This is a genomic window from Streptomyces sp. SLBN-31, assembly GCF_006715395.1.
Classification (GTDB): Bacteria; Actinomycetota; Actinomycetes; order Streptomycetales; family Streptomycetaceae; genus Streptomyces.
In genome coordinates, this window is record NZ_VFNC01000002.1 from 2,164,441 (window position 1) to 2,180,492 (window position 16,052).

The following is a 16,052-nucleotide window of genomic DNA, read 5'->3' on the forward strand; positions in this document are numbered from 1 at the left end:
GTGGCGGCCCACCCCGGTGCCGGGAGGGAGCCGCCACGGCGCCGACGGCGACAGGGAGTCAGCAGCACCTGCTCTGCGGACGGTTCTCGTGATGCAGCGTGCGCAGCACCTGGTACTCCCGCCGGGTCGGCAGCGGAGCCTGCGGGTGATGACGGGCGTGCCGTTCGCAGTAGCGGTCGTACTCCGCCTCGCCGGTCAGCTCCCGCAGATACCAGCGCACCGCTCGCACCCAGGTCCTCACGGCCCCACCTCCACCAGTTCCGGCGCCGTGCCGATGCGGGACTCCACGTACGGCGCCTCGGCCGTGGGCAGCGCGCCCGGCGACCGCACGGCCCGGACGCACACCACCGCCGCGTTGACGATCACGACCGCGACGAGCAGCAGGAACAGGGCGATCAGGACGCCGTCGACGGTGGAGTTGGTGACCACGGTGTGCATGTCGTCGAGGGACTTGGCGGGCGGCAGGACATGGCCGGCGCCGAGGGCGTCGGCGTACTTCGCTCGCTGGGCGAAGAAGCCGACCCGGGGGTCGTCGGAGAAGATCTTCTGCCAGCCCGCGGTGAAGGTGACCGCGGTGACCCAGGCGAGCGGGAGCCCGGTGACCCAGGCCCAGCGCAGGCGGCCGGACTTCACCAGGATCGTGGTGCACACGGTCAGGGCCACCGCCGCCAGCAGCTGGTTGGCGATGCCGAACAGCGGGAAGAGCTGGTTGATTCCGCCGAGCGGGTCGGTGGCCCCGGTGTAGAGGAAGTAGCCCCAGGCGGCCACGACCAGCCCGCTGCACAGCCAGATGCCGGGCTTCCAGTTGACCCGGCCGACCGGCTTGAAGACGTTGCCGAGCATGTCCTGGAGCATGAAGCGTCCGACCCGGGTGCCCGCGTCGACCGTGGTCAGGATGAACAGCGCCTCGAACATGATCGCGAAGTGGTACCAGAAGGCCTTGAGCGCGCTGCCGCCGAAGATGCCGGAGAAGATCTCCGACATGCCGACGGCGAGGGTCGGGGCGCCGCCGGAGCGGGCGATCAGGGTCTGTTCCTCGACCGCCCTGGCCGCGTGGGTCAGCTGGTCGGGGGTGATGGTGAAGCCGAGGCCGGCGACCGCGTGGGAGGCGGACTGGGCCGTCGTGCCGAGGAGGCCCGCGGGGGCGTTCATGGCGTAGTACAGACCCGGCTCCAGGGTGGCCGCGGCGATCAGCGCCATGATCGCGACGAACGACTCCATCAGCATGGCGCCGTAGCCGATCAGCCGGACCTGGGACTCCTTCTCGATCAGCTTCGGCGTCGTGCCGGAGGAGACCAGGGCGTGGAATCCGGACAGGGCGCCGCAGGCGATCGTGATGAACAGGAAGGGGAAGAGGGACCCGGCGAAGACCGGCCCCGCCCCCGAGGTCGCGAACTCGCTGACCGCGTCCGCGTGCAGCACCGGTGCGGCGATCACGACCCCGACCGCGAGCAGCGCGATGGTGCCGATCTTCATGAAGGTGGAGAGGTAGTCGCGCGGGGCCAGGAGCATCCACACCGGGAGCACGGAGGCGACGAAGCCGTAGCCGATCAGGCAGAAGACCAGGGTCGTGGGGCTGAGGGTGAAGGCGGACGCCAGCGAGGAGTCCTGCACCCAGCTGCCGCCGGCGATCGCCATCAGGAGCAGGGTCACGCCGATGAGGCTGGTCTCCACGACCCGGCCGGGTCGGACGCGGTGCAGCCAGAAGCCCATGAACAGGGCGATGGGGACGGTCATCGCGACGGAGAAGGTGCCCCACGGGGAGTGCGCGAGGGCGTTGACGACGACCAGGGCCAGCACGCCCAGGAGGATGATCATGATGGCGAACACGGCGATCAGTGCCGCCGCCCCGCCCGCCCGGCCGATCTCGTCCCGTGCCATCTGGCCGAGCGAGGTGCCGTCCCGGCGCATGGACAGGAACAGGACGACCATGTCCTGTACCGCGCCCGCGAAGATCACGCCGGCGACGATCCAGAGGGTGCCCGGCAGGTAGCCCATCTGGGCCGCGAGGACCGGGCCCACGAGCGGTCCGGCCCCGGCGATCGCGGCGAAGTGGTGGCCGAGCAGCACGCGCCGGTCGGTGGGATGGAAGTCGACACCGTCCTCCAGCCGCTCGGCGGGCGTGGCCCGGCGGTCGTCGGGCCGCAGGACGCGTCGGGCGATGAAGCGGGAGTAGAAGCGGTAGGCGACGGCGTACGAGCCGAGGGCGGCGACGACCAGCCAGACCGCGGAGATCTTCTCGCCGCGGGCCAGGGCGAGGACACCCCAGGCGACGGCGCCGAGCAGGGAGACGGTGGTCCAGAGCAGGACCGACCTCAGTGACATACGTGACTTTTCGGGCGCCTTGGTGTCGGCTTCGGGCAGGGCTGTCGCGGGCATGGCGGCTCCTCACCGGAGAACGGTGTGACGACGTACGGGTCGGAAAAGGGAATTCAGCTCGGCCGACGGACCGGCCGGGCGGTCACGAGGGGACCGACGGCGGGCCTGCGACGGGCGCGAGGAGCGGTACGGCGATCGCGACGCGCCGTAGCCGGTGATGACCGTGGGGTGCCATGACCTGCGCTCCTCTCCCGCTCGCTGTCGGTCTGTGCAAGAGTTGCCCACCCCCCGGGACCGGTTGACAGCGCATGTCCAGAAGATTTCCCGCCGGTTTCCTGTCCTCCGTTCCGGCCGCTCGCGCAACTCCCGCACGAGGGTTCAGGCACACCAAGGACGGTGACCCATGGCCGACGGCGCCATGACCGCGACGTTCCTCGCCGTGATCGGCGGGGCGTCGCTGCTCGCCGTGACCGCACGGCGCCTGCGTCCCAGCGACCGCCTGCCGTCCCTGGAGGGCTGGGCGCTGGCCGACCGCAGTCTGGGCCCGGTCTGGACGTGGTTCTTGCTGGGCGGCACGATCTTCACGGCGTACACCTTCACCGCCGTACCCGGACTGGCGTACGGCAACGGCGCGCCCGCCTTCTTCGCGGTGCCGTACACGATCATCGTCTGCCCCATCGCCTTCGTGCTGCTCAGCCGCCTGTGGACCGTGGCCCGCGCGCACGGCTACGTCACCGCGGCGGACTTCGTGCGCGGACGGTACGGCTCGCCGTCGCTGGCCCTGGTCGTCGCGCTCACCGGGATCCTCGCGACCATGCCGTACCTGGCGCTCCAACTGCTGGGCATACGGGCGGTGCTGACCGCCGGGGGCGTGTATCCGCGCGGTGCGGCCGGGGACCTGGCGATGGTGGCGCTGTTCGCGGGGCTCGCGGTGGCCACCTACCGGCACGGATTGCGGGCGCCGACGGTCATCTCGGCGCTGAAGGCGGTCGCCGTGTTCGTGTCGCTGACCGCGGTGACCTGGCTGGTCTTCGAGCGGCTCGGCGGGCCGGGCAGGGTCTTCGACGGCGCGGCGCGCCGGCTGGGCAGCCCGGCACTGGTCCTGACACCTCAGCAGCAGCCCGCGTACGCGACCCTCGCCCTGGGCTCGGCACTGGCGCTGCTGATGTACCCGCACGTGCTGACGGCGGGGTTCGCCGCCGACGGGCCGCGCACCCTGCGCAAGGTCTCCGCGGCACTGCCCGCCTGGACAGGGCTGCTCGCCCTGTTCGGCTTCCTCGGCATCGCGGCGCTGGCCGCGGGCGTGCGCGCGCCCGGGGGCGCCGCGGAGGCCGCCGTTCCGATGCTGGTGGACCGGCTGATGCCGGGGCCGCTGGCCGGGCTGGTGTTCGGCGCGATCACCGTGGGCGCCCTGGTCCCGGCGGCCGTGATGTCCATCGCGGCGGCCACCGCCTTCGTACGCAATGTGTACGTCGAGTACGTGCACCCCACGGCCACGCCCAAGCGGCAGGTCCGCATCGCCAAGGCCGTCTCGCTGACCGCGAAGGTGGGAGCGGTGGCGTTCGTGTTCGGGCTGCGCGACCAGGACGCGGTCAACCTCCAGCTGCTCGGCGGGGTCTGGATCCTGCAGATCTTCCCGGCCGTGGCCGTCGGCCTGTTCACCGGGCGGCTGCATCCGCGTGCCCTGCTCGCCGGCTGGGGCGCGGGCATGCTCGCCGGGACGTTCCTGGTCGTGCGCGAGGGGTTCTCGTCCATCGTGTCCCTCGGCTTCGGACCGCTCCGGATCTACGCCGGCCTCGCCGCCCTGGTGCTGAACCTGGCCGTCGCGGTGGCCGGCACCGCCCTCCTCGAACGTCTCGGCGTCCCGCGCGGCGCCGACCTGACCGACCTGCCGTCGCGCCTGAGAGTCAGGCGACGCCCGGAGACGGGAGCGAACCAGCCGTGAGACGCAAGTACCCGACACCTGTGCCCGAGCCGCGCGTCGAGCCGCTCGCGCCGACGCCGGCCGACCCGGCCGACCTGGAGCGCGAGGCCGGGCTCGCGCGCCTCTTCGAGCTGCACTACTCCTCGATGCTGCGCCTTGCCGCACTGCTCGGCGCCGACGACCCGGAGAACGTGGTGGCCGAGGCGTACTACCAGATCTACCGCAAGTGGCGGCGCCTGCGTGACGTCGAGGCGGCGGAGGCCTATCTGCGCTCCACGGTGTGCAATCTGACCCGGATGCGGATACGCCATCTCCAGGTCGCCCGCAGACACGTGGAGAACCCGCCCGAGGAGACCGTCGTCTCCGCCGAGAGCGCCGCGCTGCTCCGCGACGACCAGCGCGTCCTCATCGACGCGCTCCAGCAACTGCCCGCCCGGCAGCGCGAGGCACTGGTGCTGCGGCACTGGCTCGGGCTGAAGGAGGGTGAGATCGCCGCCGCGATGGGCATCTCCGGCGGCTCGGTGAAGACCCACACCTCCCGCGGCCTGGCCGCACTCACCCAGGCGATGGAGGCCCGGCGATGACGCACCGAGACGCGACCGGGTCGCGTGGCACCGGACCGGACCGCACCGAGCGGGAGTTGAGCGAGGCGCTGGCCGCGCTGGCCGAAGGGGTGCGCGCCGCCCCCGACGCGTACCGCACGGCGCGCGGCGAATGGCTGCGGCGGGAGCGCAGGCGACGCCTGGTGCTCGCCGTACTGATCGCCGTCGTCTTCACCCTCGCCACCCTGATCGGGCTGTGGGTGCTCAACCAGACGCCCTCCCATCAGGGCGTCGTCTTCTCGGGCATGGCGCACTCACTCCCCCGGCCCACCCGCTGATTGTCATCTCGGCAGGCCGGGAACCCGCAACTCGTGCATCCCCGTATCGAGGACTACGCGCTCATCGGCGACGAGCAGACCGCGGCCCTGGTCGGCCGCGACGGCTCCGTCGACTGGCTGTGCCTGCCCCGCTTCGACTCGGCGGCCTGTTTCGCCCGGCTGCTCGGCGACGAGGAGAACGGCCACTGGCGCATCGCCCCCAAGGGCGTCGACGGGCCCTGCAGCCGCCGCGCCTACCGCCAGGACACCCTCGTACTGGACACGGAGTGGGAGACCGACGAGGGCGCGATCCGCGTCACCGACCTGATGCCGCAGCGCGACCGCGCCCCCGACCTGGTGCGCGTCGTCAAGGGCCTCACCGGCAGGGTGACCGTGCGCAGCACCCTGCGGCTGCGCTTCGACTACGGCTCGATCGTGCCGTGGATGCGCAAGTCCGACGGGCACCGGGTGGCGATCGCCGGGCCGGACTCGGTGTGGCTGCGCAGCGAGCCGTCCGTGCACACCTGGGGCGAGGACCTGAGCACGTACTCGGAGTTCACCGTGGAAGAGGGCGAGAAGGTCGCGTTCGTGCTGACCTGGCACCCCTCGCACGAGCCGCGGCCCCCGCTCGTCGACCCGCACAAGGCGGTGCACGCCAGCGTCAAGGACTGGCGCAAGTGGGTGCGGCGGTGCCGCTACTACGGCCCCTACCGCGACACCGTCGTGCGCTCCCTGATCACCCTCAAGGCCCTCACCTACCGGCCGACCGGCGGCATCGTCGCCGCCGCCACCACCTCCCTGCCCGAGGAGCCGGGCGGCGTCCGCAACTGGGACTACCGCTACTGCTGGCTGCGCGACTCCACCCTCACCCTGAACGCCGGCCTGGCCGCGGGCTACCGCAAGGAGGCGGAGAACTGGCGGAACTGGCTGCTGCGCGCGGTCGCCGGCGACCCGGCCGACCTGCAGATCATGTACGGCCTCGCGGGTGAGCGGCGGCTGCCGGAGACCGAGCTGCCGTGGCTGTCGGGTTTCGCGGGGTCGGCGCCCGTACGGATCGGCAACGACGCCGTCAACCAGCTCCAGCTCGACGTCTACGGCGAAGTCATGGACTCGCTGGCGCTGGCCCGCAGTTCGGGCCTGCCCCCGCGGCCGCACATGTGGTCGATCCAGCGGGCGCTGATGGACTGGCTGTGCGCGGAGTGGCGGCAGCCCGACGAGGGACTGTGGGAGGTGCGCGGCGGCAGGCGCCACTTCGTCCACTCCAAGATCATGGTGTGGGTGGCCGCGGACCGTGCGGTGCGGACGCTGGAGGAGGAACCGGAGCTCGGCGGCGACCTCGACCGCTGGCGCGCGCTGCGCGAGGAGGTGCACCGGGAGGTGTGCGAGAAGGGCTACGACGCCGAACGGAACACCTTCACGCAGTCCTACGGCTCCCGCGAACTCGACGCCGCGCTGCTGCTCATTCCCCGCCTGGGCTTCCTGCCCCCGGACGATCCACGGGTCACGGGCACCATCGAGGCGATCCGCGGCGAGCTGGGGCACCACGGTCTGCTGCGCCGTTACAGCACGGACGGCACGACCGTCGACGGGCTGCCCGGGGACGAGGGCACCTTCGTCGTGTGCTCGTTCTGGCTCGCGGACGCGCTGCACATGACGGGCCGCCACAAGGAGGCACGGGAGTTGTTCGAACGGCTGGTGGGCCTGTGCAACGACGTGGGGCTGCTGTCCGAGGAGTACGACCCCGTGAGCGGACGTCAGCTGGGCAACTTCCCGCAGGCCTTCAGTCACGTCGGTCTGGTGAACACCGCCCTCGCCCTGTTCGGGGACGGAGAGGCAGGATAGGGGCCATGGATCTTGGACTGAAGGACCGGGTGTACGTCGTCACCGGGGCCACGCGCGGCCTCGGCAACGCGGCGGCACGGGAGCTGGTGGCCGACGGCGCGAAGGTCGTCGTGACCGGCCGGGACGAGAAGCGGGTGGCCGACGCCGCGAACGAGTTGGGGCCGAGCGCCCTCGGGCTGGCCGTCGACAACGCCGACCCGCAGGCGCCGGCCCGGCTGATCGCCGCCGCGCGGGAGAGGTTCGGCGGCTTCCACGGCATCCTCGTGAGCGTGGGCGGACCCGCGCCGGGGTTCGTCGCCGACAACACCGACGAGCAGTGGGGGGCCGCCTTCGAGTCGGTGTTCCTCGGCGCGGTGCGGCTGGCCCGGGCGGCGGCGGAGGAGCTGGACGCGGGGGGTGTCATCGGGTTCGTGCTGTCGGGCTCGGTGCACGAGCCGATTCCGGGGCTGACGATCTCCAACGGCCTGCGGCCGGGGCTCGCCGGGTTCGCGAAGTCGATCGCCGACGAACTGGGGCCGCGCGGTATTCGGGTCGTCGGGCTGCTGCCGGCCCGCATCGACACCGACCGGGTCCGCGAGCTCGACGGAATGTCCGCGGACCCGGAGGCGACGCGGGCGGCCCATGAGTCCCGTATCCCGCTGAGGCGTTACGGCAGGCCGGAGGAGTTCGGGCGGACGGCGGCGTTCCTGCTGTCGCCGGCCGCCTCCTACCTGACGGGCATCATGGTGCCCGTCGACGGCGGTATGCGACACGGTTTCTGAACCGGGGCAGCAGGCTCAACTGACCCTTTCCGCACGGTGCTTGACCGCTTTCATGCGGACCTCGGACGGCAGTGCGGCGAGGCCCGCCGAGTTGCGGGCGCGCATCAGGGACCGTGCGGTGAGGTGGTGCAGGGCCGTCGCCGGGTCCACGTGGGGTTCCAGAAGGAGCCGCACGCGGGTCTCGGGGGCGGTGCGGCGGCCGGTCAGACGGGCCTGCGCGTGCGCCACGCCGTCGAGTTCGGCCGCGTCGCCCGCCAGGACGTTCTCCAGGGCCCGGCCCCGCAGCAGCGCGCCCTCGCCGTCGCCGGTGTCCACCAGGACCTCGGTGAGACGGCGGCGGCGCAGCACGGCCGTCAGCCACCACAGGGCGAGCAGGACGAGGACCGCGAGGGCGGCCAGGACCGCCGGCCACCACCAGCCGTGTCCCTGCCACTTCGTCCGCTCGGCGTCGCTGAGCAGGACGTCGTGCCGTCCGTCGTGGATCCACCAGGAGGGCGGCGGGGCCCCCAGTCCGACGGCGAGCACCGATCCGCCGACGACGACCAGCACGAGTCCCACGACCCCGATCAGTACGCGGTTCACGGTGCGGAGCATCCCGCTCACCCCTTTCGCCCGGGTCGCCGTACATGGACCGACAGCGCGAGCGGACGCGCGAGGCCCAGACGCTCGATCGCGTCCTCCAGGGCCGCGTTCAGGTCGGCTCGTACGTCGTCCAGGTCCCGGAAGTGGGAGACGGCGCGGACGTCGGCGCGGGCGCGGCCCACACGGATGCGCACCGACTGGACGCCGGCCACCTCCATGGCACGGTCGCGCAGGACGAGGGCGGCGGCGTCGCGGTACAGGCCGGCGTGGACGTCGGACTCGACGCGCCGCATCGGCAGGACGCCGCGCAGGCCGGGGGTGCAGGCCAGCACGATCAGCCAGAGGCCGAGGGCGGCGGCCACCCCGGCGCCGACCAGCACCCAGGTGTCATCGAGGGGCCGTTGCGCGAGCTGCCGGGCGAGTTCGCGGCGCCAGGCCATCGCGGGCCGGTGGGCCCGGACGGCCGCGACGTCGTAGAGGAAGGTGCCCGCGACGGCCAGGAGCAGCAGCGCCACCACGGCCGCGGGGACGCGGCGCGCGGACCAGAAGCGGCCCTGACTTCCGGTCGGCGGTGGCGGCGGCCCGTACCCGGGCTCGTCGTCCGGTGCCCTCTCGATCACCGGCAGCCGCTGTGTGATGCCCTCGGAGCCCTGGGGCTCGCTCATCGCGTCCTCCCCTGTGCCGCGCCGTGCGCCGGGGTCAGGTGCAGCCGCTCCACGTGGACGGCGACCTCCGGCACCTCCATGCCCACCAACGCGCGTACCCGCGAAGCGACATGTCGACGCACATCCGCGCACCGGGCCCCGATGTCGCAGGGATAGTCGAGTTCGAGATGGAGCCGGACGCGGACGGTCCCGTGGTGGACGACGACCGTGGCGTGCGGGGACGCGGTCCGCGCGGACCGGTCGCCGAGACGTTCGCGGGCCGCCTGCGCGGCGATCTTCGCGACGACCCGGTCGGCGATCCGGGTGGCCCCGCGCTCACCGGGCGCGACGGCGCCGCGCGGTCCGCCCCGCGCGCCGACGCCGTCGTCCACCGTGGTCACCGTCACCGCCGCCGGTCGTCACGCGTACGGAAGAAGTCGCCCAGTTCCAGATCGCCCTCCAGGAACCGGCCCGCCACGAAGCCGATGGCGCCCAGGGCGGCCACCAGCAGGAAGGCTCCGAAGCCGCCGAAGTAGCCGGCGAAGCCCAGTGCCATACCGGCGATCATGCCGACCACGGCCATGCTCATCGTGCGCTCCCCTCACGGTTGTCCGGTCGCCCGCCGGTCACTGGAGCCGGGGCTCCGGCTCCTCGTCCTCTTCCTCCGGCAGCTTCACGTCACTCACCGCGATGTTGACCTCGACCACTTCCAGGCCGGTCATCCGCTCCACGGCCGCGATGACGTTCTCGCGCACGGCGCGGGCGACGTCGGAGATCGACACGCCGTAGTCGACGACGAGCTCCAGGTCGAGTGCCGTCTGCACCTCGCCGACCTCGACCTTCACCCCGCGCGTCACGGACTTCGAGCCACCGGGCACCCGGTCGCGCACGGCGCCGAAGGTGCGGCTGAGCCCGCTGCCCAGGGCGTGTACGCCGAGCACGTCCCGGGCGGCCAGCCCGGCGATCTTCTCCACGACGCCGTCGGCGATCGTCGTCCGGCCGCGTGCGCCGGGGTCTCCGCCGCCGCGCCGGGTCATCTGCGCCTTCCGTGTGCCGGAGGTCTCCGGCACGTCTGTCTCGACCCCCGAGGTCCCCGTCCGGCTCGGTTCCGTCATGTCGGTCATCGCGGCACGTCCCTTTCGGTTCGTCGTCCTGTGACCACGGTAAGTGGGGTTGCGCCACCGCGCGCCAGGGATGCGGCAGGCTGGAGGAATGACGGCGGACGGATGGACGCGCACGGTGCGGAACCGGCTGGGACTGGGCAGGCTGCTGCCACTGGGTGGACCGCGCGACGGCGCGTGGATCTCTGAGGAGGCCGCTGCGGCGGCGCTGCGGCGGGCCATGGGGGAACTGCGCGGGGTACGGCTGGACGCGCTCCGTATCGCGCTCGCCGATCCGCGGGACACGGACGAGCCCGTCGTACCGCCGCCGCCGAGCGCCCTGCCGCCCGGTCCGCTGCGGGTGACGGTGGACTTCGTCGCCTCGCCGGCCGAGCCGCTGCCGGAGACGGCCGCCCGCGTGCGGACGACGCTGGCGGACGCGGCGACGCGACTGCTCGGCCTGACCGTGTCGGAGGTGGACCTGCGGATCACGTCCCTGCTGGAAGAGGAACCGCAACCGGCCCCGCTACCACCGCCCGAGCCGCCGCGCGCCGGCGAGCCCGCCGCCGGGGAGGAGACGCGCGCGGTGTCCGCCGCGCTGTCGGTCCCGGGCGTCGACCGTCTCACCGCCGTCCTGGGCCGCGCGGTGCACATCGAGGAACGCCACCGGGAGGGCGCCCTGCCGCGCCGCCACGCGCGCGTGGAGATCGCGGTGCGCGCGGACCACCGGGCCGTGGAGGTGGCCCGGGAGGTCCGTGCGGTGGTCGCCGAGGCGCTACCGGATCACCCGACGGTGGCGGTGCTGGTCACGGCGATCGTCTGAGGGGTCACTCGCCGAGGCCGGCCAGATCCCGCAGCCGCCTGGCCTGCGCGGCCCGCTCGGCGGCCCGCTGGTCGTCGTAGGAACGGCCCTGCGCCCCGCGGATCAGTGCCTTGGTCTCAATCACGGCGTCCCGGGGCGCGGCCAGGATCGCCGACGCGAGGTCGCGTACGGCGGCGTCGAGCTGGTCGGCGGGGACGGCGAGGTTGGCGAGGCCGGTGGCGACCGCCTCCTCGGCCTGGACGAAGCGGCCGGTGACGCAGATCTCCAGGGCGCGGGCGTAGCCGACGAGCCCGACGAGCGGGTGCGTGCCCGTCAGGTCCGGCACCAGTCCGAGGCCGGTCTCGCGCATGGCGAACTGCACGTCGTCGGCGACGACGCGCAGGTCACAGGCGAGGGCGAGCTGGAAGCCCGCCCCGATGGCATGCCCCTGTACGGCGGCGACGGAGATCAGGTCGCTGCGCCGCCACCAGGTGAAACCGTCCTGGAAGCCGGCGATGCTCGCGTCGAGTTCACCGTCGCTGCTGCGTGCCAGGTCGATGAACGTCGACTCGCCCTCGATGCCCTCGGGCGTGAACATCTGCCGGTCGAGGCCGGCGGAGAAGGACTGCCCCTCGGCACGCAGCACGACGACCCGGACGGAGCCCGGCAGGACCCGCCCGGCCTCGGCGAGCGCACGCCACATGGCGGGGCTCTGCGCGTTGCGCTTGGCCGGGTTGGTCAGGGTCACCGTGGCGATCGCGTCGTCGACGGTGAGCCGTACGCCGTCCTTGTCGAGTACGGGACCGAGGTCCTTGGCGGGCGTGGCCATGGGGCGCCTCCGATGAGTGCGGTCAGCAGAGCAGACGTACAAGCTAAGTGACTGCACAGTAACCACCCGGCCGGTCAGCCGACCGACCGGGTGGCCACCATCGAAGCCGATGGGCCGCCAGGGTCAGGACGAGGCGGCCTTCTTGCCCCGTGTCGCGCCGCCACGCCCACGAAGCGTGACGCCGGACTCGCTGAGCATCCGATGCACGAAGCCATACGAGCGGCCGGTTTCCTCGGCCAGTGCCCGAATGCTCGCACCGGAGTCGTACTTCTTCTTCAGGTCTGCCGCGAGCTTGTCGCGCGCGGCGCCGGTCACCCGGCTGCCCTTCTTCAGAGTCTCGGCCACCCGTGCCTCCTCATGGGAAGTGCGCTCTGGTCTCCTCATGATCACCCCTCCGGGGCGCGATGGCCACCCATTCGGCAAGGTCCGTGAGACAGGGTTGTGACGACAGGAGCGCATCCCCACATGCGGAATCAGCAATTCCACGTCGGAGCGTTCGTACCGCCGAACGGGTTCTTTCGGACAACCGCCAGGTCAGAGGCATACGACGGCCGAGCCCTTGTCGATAAAGGACTCGGCCGCGAAATGGATGTAGGACACACGACGGTACGAGGAGATCTCACACAGATGGTGGATCACCGGTCGGCCGAATGATCCATACGCCGTTGATCACGCATTCGATCAAGCGGTGATGACCCTCAGGCCAGGGCCACGAGGTCCGCGTAGTCGGCACCCCACAGGTCCTCGACGCCGTCCGGCAGCAGGATGATGCGCTCCGGCTGCAGCGCCTCGACGGCGCCCTCGTCGTGGGTGACGAGGACGACCGCGCCCTTGTAGGTGCGCAGGGCGCCGAGGATCTCCTCGCGGCTGGCGGGGTCGAGGTTGTTGGTCGGCTCGTCGAGCAGCAGGACGTTCGCGGCGGACACCACGAGCGTGGCCAGGGCGAGGCGGGTCTTCTCGCCGCCGGACAGGACGCCGGCGGGCTTGTCGACGTCGTCGCCGGAGAACAGGAAGGAGCCGAGCACCTTGCGGACCTCCACGAGGTCCATGTCGGGGGCGGCCGAGCGCATGTTCTCCAGGACGCTGCGGTCGGCGTCGAGGGTCTCGTGCTCCTGGGCGTAGTAGCCGAGCTTGAGGCCGTGACCGGGGACGACCGCGCCGGTGTCGGGCTGCTCGACGCCCGCGAGGAGCCGGAGCAGGGTGGTCTTGCCGGCGCCGTTGAGGCCGAGGATGACCACCCGGGAGCCCTTGTCGATGGCCAGGTCGACGTCAGTGAAGATCTCCAGGGAGCCGTACGACTTCGACAGGCCCTCGGCGGTCAGCGGGGTCTTGCCGCAGGGCGCGGGCTCGGGGAAGCGGAGCTTGGCGACCTTGTCCTGCATCCGCACCGCCTCGAGGCCGGCGAGGAGCTTGTCGGCGCGCTTGGCCATGTTCTGCGCGGCGACCGTCTTGGTCGCCTTGGCCCGCATCTTGTCGGCCTGCGAATGGAGGGCGGCGGCCTTCTTCTCCGCGTTCTGCCGCTCGCGCTTGCGGCGCTTCTCGTCGGCCTCACGCTGCTGCTGGTAGAGCTTCCAGCCCATGTTGTAGACGTCGATCTGGGCGCGGTTTGCGTCCAGGTAGAACACCTTGTTGACGACCGTCTCGACCAGGTCGACGTCGTGGGAGATCACGATGAAGCCGCCGCGGTAGGTCTTGAGGTAGTCCCGCAGCCAGATGATCGAGTCCGCGTCGAGGTGGTTGGTGGGCTCGTCCAGCAGCAGGGTGTCCGCGTCGGAGAACAGGATGCGCGCCAGCTCGATCCGGCGGCGCTGACCGCCGGAGAGCGTGTGCAGCGGCTGGCCCAGGACCCGGTCGGGCAGGTTGAGCGCCGCGGCGATCGTGGCGGCCTCGGCCTCGGCCGCGTACCCGCCCTTGGTCAGGAACTCGGTCTCCTGGCGCTCGTACTGCTTGAGCGCCTTCTCGCGGGTGGCGCCCTGGCCGTTGGCGATGCGCTGTTCGTTCTCGCGCATCTTGCGCAGCAGGACGTCCAGGCCGCGGGCGGAGAGGATGCGGTCGCGGGCGAGGACGTCGAGGTCGCCGGTGCGGGGGTCCTGGGGGAGGTACCCGACCTCGCCGGAGCGCGTGATGGTGCCGCCGGCGGGGATGCCCTCGCCGGCCAGGCACTTGGTGAGGGTGGTCTTGCCGGCGCCGTTGCGGCCGACCAGGCCGATCCGGTCGCCCTTGGCGACACGGAAGGTGGCGGACTCGATGAGGACTCGGGCGCCGGCGCGCAGCTCGATACCGGAGGCGGAGATCACGGACAGACTCCAGGGCGGATATGGGATGTGACGGGTGGGCGGCTGAGGACGTTCCCGCCGTCTAATGCGCGAGGAGAATGGCCATGGGGGAAGTCTAACGGGGCCGTGCAAGCACTTTTCCGGCGTCCGGGTGTTCGTTACGGCACTCTCGGCTCCCCCCGGTGCGCACCTGTCGGTTCCCTCCGGTGCGCACCTGTCAGTTCCCTCCGGTGTGCACCTGGAAGGCGGCCCGGCGCACGGCCTTGGCGAGGGCCGGGTCGGGGTGGGCGGCGGCGAGGGCGACCAGGACCTGGACGGTGCGGGGGTGGCCGACGGCGCGCACCTCGTCGAGGAGCATGGGCACGGTGGGCTGCACGGCGGACTCCAGGTGCCGCACGAGCATCGGGGCCTCACCGTGGTCGGCGACGGCGGCCGCGGTGTCCACCCACAGCCAGGTGGCCTCCTCCCGGGTGAGCACCTCGTGGGCGTCCTCGGCGTCGGCGCCGTCGTGCTCGGCGAGCCAGAGCAGGGCGTACGGCCGCAGGGTGGGCTCCTCGGCGACGGCGCGGACGTCGGGCTCGGCGGGAGCGCCGACCACGCGCAGCGCCTCGAAGGCGAGGCCGCGCAGCAGGGCGTCGTCGCCGCGGGCGGCGGCGATCAGCTCGGTGACGGCGCTGCCGACCGGGCGGGCGGCGAGCCAGGCGCGGTACTCGGCGCGGGCCGCGTTCGGGCGGAGCTGGGCGCAGCCGCGCAGCATCTCCTCGGCGACGGCCTCGATGTTCCCTGCGGGGCTCTGCGCGGCCACACAGATCTGCTCGAGCTTGACCCAGACCGCCCAGCTGCCGAGCGGGGTGAGCGTGGCGTGCCCGTCGCCGTAGGTGAGGGCGCCGACCGAGGCGAGGGCGTGCAGGGCCCAGTCCAGGAGCGGGGCGAGAGGTGTGTCCTCGGACCGCGGGGGCTCGACGGGCTCGGGCTGCGGGCCGTAGGGGATCTCGCAGCGCTCGGTGCGCAGTTCGGTGACGCGCTGCTCCAGCAGGTCGAGGAGCTGCTCGACGGGGACGGGCCCGGCGGAGAGCTGGAGGAAGGAGAGCACCTGGGGCATGGCCGAGACGACCTCGGCGACGGCGGCGGGCTCGTGGTCCGCGGGCTCCGGGTAGGCGAGCGACCAGGCGTCGAAGAGGGCGACCCAGCCGCGCAGCACGGCGCTGTCGTCGCGGTTCCAGGCGCGCAGCCGCCAGCCGGGGCGGGCGCTGTCGCCGTGCACCTCGACGAGGCCGGCGAGGCGGGCGGTGTCCCAGTCGGCGCGGACCTGAGCGGCGGTCAGGCCGAGGTCCCGGGCGGCGCGTTCGGCGGTCGGGTCGGCGAGGGTGGCCTTGCCGTCTCCCGCGCCGTCGCTGCCCGGGCCGAGCGCGACGTCGGCCCAGCGGGCGACGCGGGCGGCGGCGGCCAGTTGGGAGCGAGCCATTCTGGCCAGCTCCGCGGGGGCCGGTGTGCCCTCCGGGGGGCGGGGCGCGGGGCGGCGCGGGCGCCGCTGGTTCACAGCTGTGGGGGCGGCGGCCAGGGGTCGCGGGCGGACGAGTCGAAGCCTGGAGTCGCGCGGGATACGGGACGTCACGGGTGCAGTCTTCCGGTTGACGGTCCGAAAACCCAAACGGAAGGTCACGGGCGGCGACGGGACTGGCCAAGGGCGGCACCCTGAGGGCGGCCCGGGACCGAGATCAGGCCACCGGTTCGAGGTTAAACGGAACCGGGGCCAACGGTTCGCGCCGAAGGGCGTTGCGGAGGCCCGCCGGAAGCCGGCCGAGGGCGGCCGCGGAGACCCACCGGGAGGCCGCCGAGAGCCGGCGCGGAGAACCACCGGAAGACCGCCGAGAGCCGGCGCGGAGAACCACCGGAAGACCGCCGAGAGCCGGCGCGGAGAACCACCGGAAGACCGCCGAGAGCCGGCGCGGAGAACCACCGGAAGACCGCCGAGAGCCGGCGCGGAGAACCACCGGAAGACCGCCGAGAGCCGGCGCGGAGAACCACCGGAAGACCGCCGAGAGCCGGCGCGGCCGTCTACCAGGAGGGCCCCGAGGTCCGGCGCAGGATGCGCCAGAAGCGCCCCGAAGGCC

Annotated in this window: 17 protein-coding genes; 6 read left to right on the plus strand and 11 right to left on the minus strand. The window is 72.6% G+C overall.

What is annotated here, in order from left to right; translation table 11 throughout:
• Positions 1 to 58: 58 nt before the first annotated feature.
• Both FBY22_RS29950 and FBY22_RS29955 read right to left on the minus strand, forming a co-directional pair.
• The gene (locus FBY22_RS29950) at positions 59 to 241 is read right to left on the minus strand and encodes a YbdD/YjiX family protein (RefSeq protein ID WP_142151098.1); all 183 of its coding nucleotides are present in this window, start codon (positions 239 to 241) and stop codon (positions 59 to 61) included.
• The gene (locus FBY22_RS29955) at positions 238 to 2,379 is read right to left on the minus strand and encodes a carbon starvation CstA family protein (RefSeq protein WP_142151099.1); all 2,142 of its coding nucleotides are present in this window, start codon (positions 2,377 to 2,379) and stop codon (positions 238 to 240) included. The genes FBY22_RS29950 and FBY22_RS29955 overlap by 4 nt, the downstream gene beginning before the upstream one ends.
• Before the next feature lie 343 nt (positions 2,380 to 2,722).
• Between FBY22_RS29955 and FBY22_RS29960 the strand changes: the two genes are divergently transcribed.
• From FBY22_RS29960 to FBY22_RS29980, 5 genes are read left to right on the plus strand one after another with little or no spacing between them, the layout of a single operon-like run.
• A complete protein-coding gene (locus tag FBY22_RS29960; RefSeq protein WP_142151100.1) occupies positions 2,723 to 4,264 on the plus strand; it encodes a sodium:solute symporter in 1,542 nt (513 codons plus the stop codon).
• Positions 4,261 to 4,827, plus strand: a complete 567-nt coding sequence (locus FBY22_RS29965) for a SigE family RNA polymerase sigma factor (protein ID WP_174267294.1) — start codon at positions 4,261 to 4,263, stop codon at positions 4,825 to 4,827. The genes FBY22_RS29960 and FBY22_RS29965 overlap by 4 nt, the downstream gene beginning before the upstream one ends.
• On the plus strand, positions 4,824 to 5,123 hold the full coding sequence (locus FBY22_RS29970; protein ID WP_142151101.1) for a hypothetical protein: 300 nt from the start codon (positions 4,824 to 4,826) through the stop codon (positions 5,121 to 5,123). The genes FBY22_RS29965 and FBY22_RS29970 overlap by 4 nt, the downstream gene beginning before the upstream one ends.
• Positions 5,124 to 5,156: 33 nt before the next feature.
• Positions 5,157 to 6,944 carry a glycoside hydrolase family 15 protein gene (locus tag FBY22_RS29975; protein WP_142151102.1) on the plus strand — a complete coding sequence of 596 codons (1,788 nt, stop codon included), beginning with the start codon at positions 5,157 to 5,159 and terminating at the stop codon, positions 6,942 to 6,944.
• Positions 6,945 to 6,949: 5 nt separating this feature from the next.
• On the plus strand, positions 6,950 to 7,705 hold the full coding sequence (locus FBY22_RS29980; protein WP_142151103.1) for an SDR family oxidoreductase: 756 nt from the start codon (positions 6,950 to 6,952) through the stop codon (positions 7,703 to 7,705).
• Between the two features lie 15 nt (positions 7,706 to 7,720).
• On the opposite strand, the gene amaP is transcribed toward FBY22_RS29980, so the two are convergent.
• From amaP to FBY22_RS30005, 5 genes are read right to left on the minus strand one after another with little or no spacing between them, the layout of a single operon-like run.
• On the minus strand, positions 7,721 to 8,299 hold the full coding sequence (gene amaP, locus FBY22_RS29985) for an alkaline shock response membrane anchor protein AmaP (RefSeq protein ID WP_142151104.1): 579 nt from the start codon (positions 8,297 to 8,299) through the stop codon (positions 7,721 to 7,723).
• Positions 8,300 to 8,304: 5 nt separating this feature from the next.
• A complete protein-coding gene (locus tag FBY22_RS29990) occupies positions 8,305 to 8,952 on the minus strand; it encodes a DUF6286 domain-containing protein (RefSeq protein ID WP_142151105.1) in 648 nt (215 codons plus the stop codon).
• A complete protein-coding gene (locus tag FBY22_RS29995; RefSeq protein ID WP_142152563.1) occupies positions 8,949 to 9,332 on the minus strand; it encodes an Asp23/Gls24 family envelope stress response protein in 384 nt (127 codons plus the stop codon). The genes FBY22_RS29990 and FBY22_RS29995 overlap by 4 nt, the downstream gene beginning before the upstream one ends.
• Positions 9,333 to 9,334: 2 nt before the next feature.
• Complete coding sequence (locus FBY22_RS30000) at positions 9,335 to 9,520, minus strand: hypothetical protein (protein WP_133048226.1); 186 nt, start codon at positions 9,518 to 9,520, stop codon at positions 9,335 to 9,337.
• A 37-nt stretch (positions 9,521 to 9,557) separates the two neighbouring features.
• Positions 9,558 to 10,055: an Asp23/Gls24 family envelope stress response protein gene (locus FBY22_RS30005; protein ID WP_142151106.1), complete on the minus strand. Its 498-nt coding sequence runs from the start codon at positions 10,053 to 10,055 to the stop codon at positions 9,558 to 9,560.
• Positions 10,056 to 10,143: 88 nt separating this feature from the next.
• Here FBY22_RS30005 and FBY22_RS30010 point away from each other — a divergent pair, with 88 nt between their 5' ends.
• Complete coding sequence (locus tag FBY22_RS30010; protein ID WP_142151107.1) at positions 10,144 to 10,854, plus strand: nucleopolyhedrovirus P10 family protein; 711 nt, start codon at positions 10,144 to 10,146, stop codon at positions 10,852 to 10,854.
• A gap of 4 nt (positions 10,855 to 10,858) precedes the next feature.
• Here FBY22_RS30010 and FBY22_RS30015 read toward each other — a convergent pair whose 3' ends face one another.
• From FBY22_RS30015 to FBY22_RS30030, 4 genes are all read right to left on the minus strand, one after another.
• Positions 10,859 to 11,662 (minus strand): enoyl-CoA hydratase/isomerase family protein, encoded by an 804-nt coding sequence (locus FBY22_RS30015; protein ID WP_142151108.1) that lies wholly within the window; start codon positions 11,660 to 11,662, stop codon positions 10,859 to 10,861.
• 123 nt (positions 11,663 to 11,785) lie between these two features.
• On the minus strand, positions 11,786 to 12,007 hold the full coding sequence (locus tag FBY22_RS30020; RefSeq protein WP_004002281.1) for a helix-turn-helix domain-containing protein: 222 nt from the start codon (positions 12,005 to 12,007) through the stop codon (positions 11,786 to 11,788).
• Positions 12,008 to 12,360: 353 nt separating this feature from the next.
• Positions 12,361 to 13,959, minus strand: a complete 1,599-nt coding sequence (locus FBY22_RS30025; RefSeq protein WP_142151109.1) for an ABC-F family ATP-binding cassette domain-containing protein — start codon at positions 13,957 to 13,959, stop codon at positions 12,361 to 12,363.
• Positions 13,960 to 14,155: 196 nt separating this feature from the next.
• On the minus strand, positions 14,156 to 15,553 hold the full coding sequence (locus FBY22_RS30030; RefSeq protein WP_174267295.1) for a hypothetical protein: 1,398 nt from the start codon (positions 15,551 to 15,553) through the stop codon (positions 14,156 to 14,158).
• Between the last annotated feature and the right edge of the window lie 499 nt (positions 15,554 to 16,052).